General features: G+C 71.8%; 7 protein-coding genes and 2 pseudogenes. 4 read left to right on the top strand and 5 right to left on the bottom strand.

Annotated features, from left to right (window positions below; genetic code table 11):
• Positions 1–206 (bottom strand): annotated as a pseudogene (locus AC31A1_RS41625) (hypothetical protein); the annotation flags it as partial.
• Between the two features lie 91 nt (positions 207–297).
• On the opposite strand from AC31A1_RS41625, the gene AC31A1_RS41630 reads away from it, so the two are divergent.
• Both AC31A1_RS41630 and AC31A1_RS41635 read left to right on the top strand, forming a co-directional pair.
• The gene (locus AC31A1_RS41630) at positions 298–999 is read left to right on the top strand and encodes a response regulator transcription factor (protein WP_489658284.1); all 702 of its coding nucleotides are present in this window, start codon (positions 298–300) and stop codon (positions 997–999) included.
• Entirely contained in the window at positions 989–2809 is a 1821-nt protein-coding gene (locus AC31A1_RS41635; protein ID WP_489658285.1) for a sensor histidine kinase, read from the top strand. The genes AC31A1_RS41630 and AC31A1_RS41635 overlap by 11 nt, the downstream gene beginning before the upstream one ends.
• Position 2810: 1 nt before the next feature.
• Here AC31A1_RS41635 and AC31A1_RS41640 read toward each other — a convergent pair whose 3' ends face one another.
• From AC31A1_RS41640 to AC31A1_RS41650, 3 genes and pseudogenes are all read right to left on the bottom strand, one after another.
• Positions 2811–3869: an NAD(+)/NADH kinase gene (locus tag AC31A1_RS41640; RefSeq protein WP_489658286.1), complete on the bottom strand. Its 1059-nt coding sequence runs from the start codon at positions 3867–3869 to the stop codon at positions 2811–2813.
• Positions 3870–3897: 28 nt separating this feature from the next.
• A complete protein-coding gene (locus AC31A1_RS41645; RefSeq protein WP_489658287.1) occupies positions 3898–4485 on the bottom strand; it encodes a zinc-binding dehydrogenase in 588 nt (195 codons plus the stop codon).
• Between the two features lie 172 nt (positions 4486–4657).
• Positions 4658–4864: pseudogene (locus AC31A1_RS41650) on the bottom strand (NADP-dependent oxidoreductase); the annotation flags it as partial.
• Between the two features lie 391 nt (positions 4865–5255).
• Between AC31A1_RS41650 and AC31A1_RS41655 the strand changes: the two are divergent.
• The gene (locus tag AC31A1_RS41655; protein WP_489658288.1) at positions 5256–6044 is read left to right on the top strand and encodes a MerR family transcriptional regulator; all 789 of its coding nucleotides are present in this window, start codon (positions 5256–5258) and stop codon (positions 6042–6044) included.
• Complete coding sequence (locus tag AC31A1_RS41660) at positions 6041–6922, top strand: hypothetical protein (RefSeq protein ID WP_489658289.1); 882 nt, start codon at positions 6041–6043, stop codon at positions 6920–6922. The genes AC31A1_RS41655 and AC31A1_RS41660 overlap by 4 nt, the downstream gene beginning before the upstream one ends.
• Here AC31A1_RS41660 and AC31A1_RS41665 read toward each other — a convergent pair.
• Complete coding sequence (locus AC31A1_RS41665) at positions 6907–7746, bottom strand: GntR family transcriptional regulator (RefSeq protein ID WP_489658290.1); 840 nt, start codon at positions 7744–7746, stop codon at positions 6907–6909. The two genes, AC31A1_RS41660 and AC31A1_RS41665, sit on opposite strands and share 16 nt — an antisense overlap.
• Positions 7747–8033: the final 287 nt, after the last annotated feature.

Raw genomic sequence — 8033 nt, forward strand, 5'->3', positions numbered from 1 at the left:
GCTCGGGCGGGGACGCCGGTCAGCCGTTCTTCCTCCGCCGGTGAGGTGTCCAGCCGCACTGGGGACGGCCCGCGTCGGAATCGGCGTCCGGCGTCCCCGCCCGAGCCGCCACCGCAGGCGACCAGGGGGGAGAGCGCCGCTGCCGTGCCGAGGCCGGCGAGGGCGGCGAGGGCGGCGGCCCGGGTTCGATGAGTGAGGATCGACATGGCCGCACCGCGATCCGCGGATATGAAGATCCTGTCAGACCGCCGTCAGACTGCTGTCTGGTGTCACAGCGGCGACCTTAGGGTGAGCCGGGTGAACGCATATGTCCTGGTGGCCGAGGACGACGTCAAACAGGCCGAGGTGATCCGCCGCTATCTGGAGCGCGAGGGCCACTCCTCCCTGGTCGTCCACGACGGGCGCGCGGCCATCGACGAGGTACGGCGCCGGCAGCCGGATCTGCTCGTCCTCGACGTGATGATGCCCCTGGTCGATGGTCTGGACGTGTGCCGCGTGCTGCGCCGGGAGTGCGATGTGCCGGTGCTGATGCTGACCGCGCGCAGCACGGAGGAGGATCTCCTGCTCGGCCTCGATCTCGGCGCCGACGACTACATGACCAAGCCTTACAGTCCACGGGAGTTGATGGCCCGCATCCGCACCCTGCTGCGGCGGACACGGGCCGCGACGGCGGCGCCGGACGATCCCGTGCTGCGGATCGGCGCGCTCGCCATCGACCCGGTCCGCCGTACCGTCGAGCTCGACGGACGCCAAGTGGTGTGCACGCCCGGGGAGTTCGAGATCCTCGCGGCGATGGCCGCCGAACCGGAGCGGGTCTTCACCCGGCGCCAACTCCTCGCCCTGACACGGGGGTTCGACCGCTACATCACCGAGCGCACGATCGACGTCCATGTCCTCAACCTGCGCAAGAAGATAGAGGCGGTCCCTCGCCGACCGGCCTATCTGCAGACCGTGTACGGCGTCGGCTACAAGCTCATGGACGGACGTCGTGCGCGCTGAACCGGAGTTGGGAGCCGAGCAAGGCGACGGTACGAAGGACAGGGCACGCGTCCGGGCCAAAGTCCCCCTGCACAGAAGCCTGTTGGTCCGCCTCCTCGCCACCTCCGTGATGATCGCCGTGTGCTCGGTCGCCGCCACCGCCTGGCTGGCCGCCCGCACCACCAGCAGCGCCATCCAGCAGGAACAGGGCCAACTCCTGTCCTCCGACACCGACATCTACGACACGCTGGTCGGCTACGCCGCCGCCCACCCGAACTGGAACGGCGTCGCCCCCACCCTGCGCCGCCTCGCCGAGCGGACCGGCCGCCGTATCACCCTGACCACGCAGAGCCGCCGTACCATCGCCACCTCGTCGACCACCACCGCCGCTGCCGCCCTCCCCACCCGGGCGTCCGCGGTCGTCGACCCGCTGCACACCGACCCGGCGCTGCTGCCGGACGCCGGGGCGAACCGCATCGACCCTCGTGCCGTCGGCCCGTACCGGCTGACCGCCGCCGAGCGTAAGAGCTTGTCCGGCCAGGCGCACAAACTCCTCGCCTGTCTGGGCGGCCCGGGCGGTGGCGCCACACTCGTCGTCGGGCCCAGCGGCCGCCCTTCCATCAAGATCACCAACAGTGCCCTGGGCGGAGTCTCAGGTGATCGCGGCTGTGGCCTGGACGGACTCGCCTTTCCCGTCGCGAGCGAGCGCGAGCCGTTGGGCCGGCTCATCACCATGGTCGACGACTGTCTGCGGCGCCGGCACCTGGAGCCCGTGAAGTTCGGCGTCGACTTCGTCCTCGTCTACGGCGGCCCGCCCGCCCAGACCTGCCTGGACACCGCCCGCCGCGACCAGCTCACCCCCTACGTCGCACCGGCCGCCCTCCTCTTCGTCGCCACCCCGGCCGGCTCGACCGCCGCCCCCGCGTTCCACTTCACGTCCGCCAACACCACCCGTATCGCCGGCGTCGCCGGGCTGGTGCTGCTGGTGACCGTGGCCGTCACCGTCGTCGTCGGCACCCGACTTGTCAGGCCGCTGCGCGCCCTGGCCGACGCGGCCCGCCGCCCCGTGGAGGAACACCGACGTGTACCGGTCACCACCAACGACGAGATCGGCTTTCTCGCCGCCGCCTTCAACGACCTCACCCAGCGCCGCGAACGCATGGAGGGTCAGCGCAAGGCGATGGTCAGCGACGTCGCCCACGAACTGCGCACCCCGCTCAGCACCATCCGCGGCTGGCTCGAAGCCGTGCAGGACGGCATCGCCACCTCCGACCAGGCGCTCGTGGACTCCCTCCTCGAAGAGGCGCTGCTGCTCCAGCACATCGTCGACGACCTCCAGGACCTCGCGGAGGCCGACGCGGGCCAGCTGCGCATCCACCCCGAACCCCTCCTCGTACGCGACCTCCTCGACCACGTCGCCACCGCCCACCTCGGCCGCGCCGAGACCGCGGACGTCACCCTCACCACCCGGACGGGCGGCGACCTGGAGCTGTCCGGCGATCCCGTACGGCTGCGGCAGGTCATCGGCAACCTGGTCTCCAACGCGATACGGCACACCCCACCCGGCGGCACCGTCACCCTGCGCGCCCACCGGACGGCAGGCCACGTCACGATCGAGGTCACCGACACCGGCTCCGGCATCCCCGCCGAGGATCTGCCCCGGGTCTTCGACCGCTTCTGGCGCGCGGAGAAGTCACGCAGCCGGCGCACCGGCGGGAGCGGTCTGGGCCTCGCCATCGTGCGCAGGCTGACCGAGGCACACGGCGGGACGGTGACGGTGACCAGCGCGGTCGGCGCCGGCACGGTCTTCACCGTCCGCCTTCCCGCGTGACCTACTCGGCGGCAGGCGGCAGGCGCATCCCCGCGAGGTCCGCCGGGACCGGGGTGTCCGGGCGGAAGAACGGTTCCGAGGGTCCGTCCTGGGCGTTGGCGGGGGCGTCCGTGAGCCGGAACCGGTCGCGCAGCCGGCCGTAGAAATCCGTCGGGCGCAGGCGGACGAGGCGGACGCGCTGGGGGGCGCGGAAGACGCCGATCCAGTCGCCGGGGTCCAGGACGCCGCGGAGTTGGCCGTCGACGGTGACGATGGCCTGGCCGGAGTGGGGCAGGACGCGCAGGCCGACGGGCTCGTCGGGGGCGGCGATCACGCTACGGTTGAACGTCATGTGCGGGGCGATCGGGGTGAAGACGACGGCGTCCATGTGGGGCGAGAGGACCGGTCCACCGGCGGCGAAGCTGTAGGCCGTGGAGCCGGTCGGGGTGGCGACGGCGAGCGCGTCGGCGGAGTAGGTCGCCAGCAGTCGTCCGGCGAGGTAGACGCCGACGCCGACCTGCCGGTCGCGGGCGAGTTTCTCCAGGACGACGTCGTTGAGCGCGGTGACGTCCAGCGCGCAGCCCCAGCCCCCGCCCTCCGTGGTCTCGGGCCGGACCCGCGGCGGCGGCAGGGCGGGACCGCGGCCGTAGCGCAGCAGGGCCTCCATCTCCTCGGGGATGTCCAGCGGTCGGGAGGCGCGCATGGTCAGCGTCATGCGCTCCTCGACGATGGCCCGCCCCTCGTGCACGGCGTCGAGGGCCTCGTCGATGTCGCAGGCCGGGACCTCGGTGAGGAAGCCGACCTTGCCGAGGTCGACGCCGAGGACGTCGGCCCCGCTCTTGACGGCGATGCGGGCGCCGCGCAGGAAGGTGCCGTCGCCGCCGAGGGTGACGACGAGGTCGGGGTTGCCCGCGGCCTCGGCCTCCTCGCGTCCGGTACGGCGGTGGTGGTCCTTGGCCCACACGTCGATCTCCGTGCAGCGGACGTCGTGCGCCTCGCTCCAGGCGTGCACGGCGGCCGCCGCGTCCCGGGCGGTCTCGCGTCCCTGGTGGACGACGAGACCGATACGGCGTACGGGCATGGGCTCCTCCGTGGAATGCGGTGAGGGGTCAGCGGGTGCGGAGTCGGGCGGCCGGTGCGGGGCGTTCGTCGGGCGGGACCAGGCTGAGCACGATCTTCCCGCGCGTGCGCCGCCGCTGCACCTGCCGGTAGGCCTCCTGGACCTGTTCCAGCGGGTAGACCTGGCTGACGGTGACGGCAAGCTGTCCCTTGGAGACCAGTTCGGCCAGTTCCGCGACCAGTTGAGGGGTGAAGACGTCCTCCTGAGCCCTGCTGCTGCGGACGCCGTAGCGGGCTGCGGCCCGGCCGTCGGCGAGGGTGTTGATCCGGTGCGGGGGCACGCCCAGCGTGATGGCGATGTCGACGTTGCCCTGGCCGAGGGTGTCGACGAACGCGTCGATCCCGTCGGGTGCCGCGGCCTTCAGCTGCTCGGCGAGGCCGGGGCCGTGTTCGAAAGGGACGACACCGACCGAGCGCAGGAAGTCGGCGTTGTGCGGTCCGGCGGTTCCGATGACCGTCGCGCCGCGCAGCCGCGCGAGCTGCACGGCGAGGGAGCCGACCCCGCCGGCCGCGCCGGACACCACGACCGTGTCCCCGGCTTCTGGCTCTACGGCGTCGACGGCGGCCCATGCCGTCACCCCGGCCGCGGACAGGGGCGCCGCGGCTTCCCGGCTGATGTCGGCGGGCTTGGGGGCGAGGAGGTCGGCGGGCGAGACGGCGTAGTCGGCCTGCGCCGCGCGGCAGGTAGCCGATGACCTCGTCGCCGACGGCGAAATCGCTTACCCCGTCGCCGAGTTCGGCCACCCAGCCGGCGAAGTCGTTGCCCTGTCCCTCGGGGAACACGGCCGGCCGCATGTCCGCGAAGACACCCTGCCGGATGCCGGCCTCGCCGGGATTGACCCCGGCGACGACGACCCGGACGAGGACTTCCCCGGGGCCCGCGTCGGGTCGCGGCACCTTGACGACCTCCAGCACCTCCGGGCCGCCGTAGCGCGAGAATGTCACTGCTCGGGGCATGGTCGACTCTCCCGTGTCCAGAGGTTCCGGTGGCTGGCAGAAGGTTCCGCAGGCTTACAGAAGGTACTGCCACTTGGTCGTGCGGTCCTTGAGATCGACGGTCGGGACGCCCGGACAGGTGCCGATGTCGACGACGGTGGCCGCCAAGTCCGCCGTCGGGACGGAGACGACGCACGCACACGGTCTTCGCCTCCGCGTACGACCAGATCGGCGGCCCGTTCTTCTACCGGTACGGTCGGCCCGGGGAGCTGTAAGTACGGGGCGGGCGGGGGCAGTTCAGGGTGCCGAGCGCGTCGGCCTGCTCACCCGCACTGATACGAACCGCGCGTCACACCACCCGCCGCCCGCGTCGCCTTGACCTTGTTGCAACGTCAGGGTCTCTACTGAGCTCATGCGCATCGGCGAGATCGCCGCCCTGGTCGGGGTCACCCCTCGGGCCGTGCGGCACTACCACCACCTCGGGCTGCTGCCCGAACCCGTACGGCGGAGCAACGGCTATCGCGAGTACGGCATCCTGGACGCCGTCCTGCTGGCCCGGATCCGGCGTCTGACCGAGCTGGGCCTCGGCCTCGACGAAGTGCGTGACGTCCTCGCGGACGACGAGGGCCGCGAACTGGTGGACGTCCTCCAGGAGTTGGACGAGGATCTCGGCCGGCAGGAAGCGGTCGTCCGGAACCGGCGCCAACGGCTCGCCGCGCTGCTGGCCGAGGCGCGGTGCGGGCGGCTGACCTCCGAAGCGCCACTGTCGCCGGAACTCACCGAGCTGCTGGCGGGCCTCGGCGAGCTGCCCGACTCCCCCATGGCCGTGAAGGACCGCGAGATCCTGGCCCTCCTCGACACGGTGGCCCCCGAGGCGGACCGGGTCCGGTTGATGGAGACGCTGCGGGGAATGGCGGAGCACGCCGGCGAGATGTACGGCCTGCTGGACGCCCTCGCCGACAAGGATCCGGACGACCCCGGGGTGACCCGCGCCGCCGCCGCGCTGGCGGCCCTCCTACCCGACGACCTGGCCGCGCAATTCCCCGACAAGTCCGACGACGGTCTCACCGACGCCCTCTTCGCGGACCTGGCACCGGCCCAGTCGGCGGCGGTGCGCCGCGCGATCGAACTCGCGAAGCACCGACAGTCCGCGAAGCACGGCCAGGAAGCTCCGTCCTACCGACGGGAAGACCCGTCATGACGAGGGCGTCGGAGATCCAGACGCCCCTCCCCCAGCCCGAAGCCCCCGCGCGAGGACCAGCCCTGCGCACGCTGCGCGCCGTCGCGGTACCCGCCCAACTCGTCCTGGTCGTCTGCCTGTTCAGCGGAGTTCCGGTGCCCGCCGCCGTTCTGCTCGGTGGCAAGCTGCTCCTGCTGGTGCTCCTGGTGGTGCTCCTCGGCGCCGAGGTCTACGTCTGGCTGCGGCTACGGCGGCTCGGGCTGCCCCGGCGGCAAGCGCTCGCGCGGCTCGTGCCCGAGCGTGTGGTGCGGTACGTGGCGCACGAGGTGCGGATCCTGGCGAGCCTGGCCCGGTGGATCGCACGCCGTCCGCACGGTGTCGGCGAGGCCGACGGGGTCTTCCCGCACGCCCGTGACCAGGCCGCCATGATGTACGGCCTCACGTTCGTGTGCGTGGCCGAGACGGTCGCCCTGTCGTTCCTGCTCGCCAGGTGGCCCGTCGTCCACGCCGTCCTCCTGGTCGTCGACGTCTACACCGTCCTGTTCGTCCTCGGCATGCACGCGGCCGCCGTCACCCGGCCGCACGTCCTCGCCGGAGATGTCCTGCGCGTCCGGCAGGCGGCCCACGTCGACATCCGCATCCCTGTCGCCCTGATCGCCTCCATCCGGCGCCAGTCGCTGTTCACGCACACGAAGAAGGGCGCCGAACTGAACCTCCCCGTCGGCTCCCAGACCTCCCTCACCCTCGGACTGACCGAGCCGGTCAACGCGCCTAGGCTCCTCGGCGCACCTCGCCCGGTACGGGTGATCAGGCTGCACGCCGACGATCCGAAGTCCCTCTACGACGCCGTCACCAGGGCCCGAACCACACCCGCACCCGCGTCTCAGGACGCCGACTGAATGTCCCCCCGCGTGGACGCCGCGATCGTGTCCCGGTGGGCGAAGTCGCCCGGGGGGATGCCGGGATGGTGGCCGAGCGGGGTCGACGGGACCGTCACCGAAGGGCCGAGGGTGAGGCGGGAGACGATGCGGTAGCGATCGCCGCGGTAGATCGAGTGGACGTATTCGACGGGCCGGCCCGTGGTGTCCGACGTCAGCCGCTCGAAGAGCAGGGCCGGGGAGAGTTCGGGGACGTCGAGGAGTTCGGCCTCGGCCCGGGTGACGACGGTCGGCTCGATCGCCTGGACCGCCTCCTGGACGTGTACGCCGTGCTGTTCCCGCAGGTGTTCGTACAGGTCACCGGCCTCCAACTCCCGTGCGGACAGGGTCGGTACGAGGTCGGCCCTGATGTGCAGGTGCTCGATGGCCATCGGGGCGCCGTCGACCAGGCGCAGCCGGGCCACGTACACGATCTCGGCCGCGGGCGAGAGGCGCAGCCGGCGGCCCACGCGGGCGCCGGCCGGGATGGTGGTGAACTCCAGCAGGCGGCTCGACCAGGCGCCGGATGCCTGAGGAGCCGTCATGGCCTGTTCGCCGGAGACGAGTTCCTGGGTGATCTTCTCGGGCGCCACGAACATGCCGCGCCCGTGCTCCCGCACCAGCAGCCCCGCGGCGACGAGTTCGTCCACCGCCGCACGCAAGGTCGGGCGGGACACGCCGAGTTGGGCACAGAGGACGCGCTCGGAGGGGATCGCGTCCCCCGGGTGGTGCGACTCGACGAGGTCGAGGATGAAGTCGCGGACCCGCTCCCGTTTGAGTACCGCACCTGGCGCGTCGGCCTTCATGTCGCACTCCTCATGCGCGGAGCCCCCTGGTTGACCACCTGACCAGTTGACCAACGGCAGCCCGCAATCGCCCTGCTGACCCGGGCAGTGTAACCACCACCGGGCGGTGATCCTTTCGGTCCGTCCCGACCCGCACGCCAAGTCCCCTTGTGGCAGGAGGGGTTGACGCCCGCATTGGTCTATGCCACCTTCATCCCCACATCGAGAGGTGAGCTGTCCAGTGAGCTTCACTGGTCAGGTGGTCAGGTGTCCGTTCGTGCATACCCACAGGCGAACCTCCCCCACAC

It is taken from the genome of Streptomyces sp. P5F9, assembly GCF_057961495.1.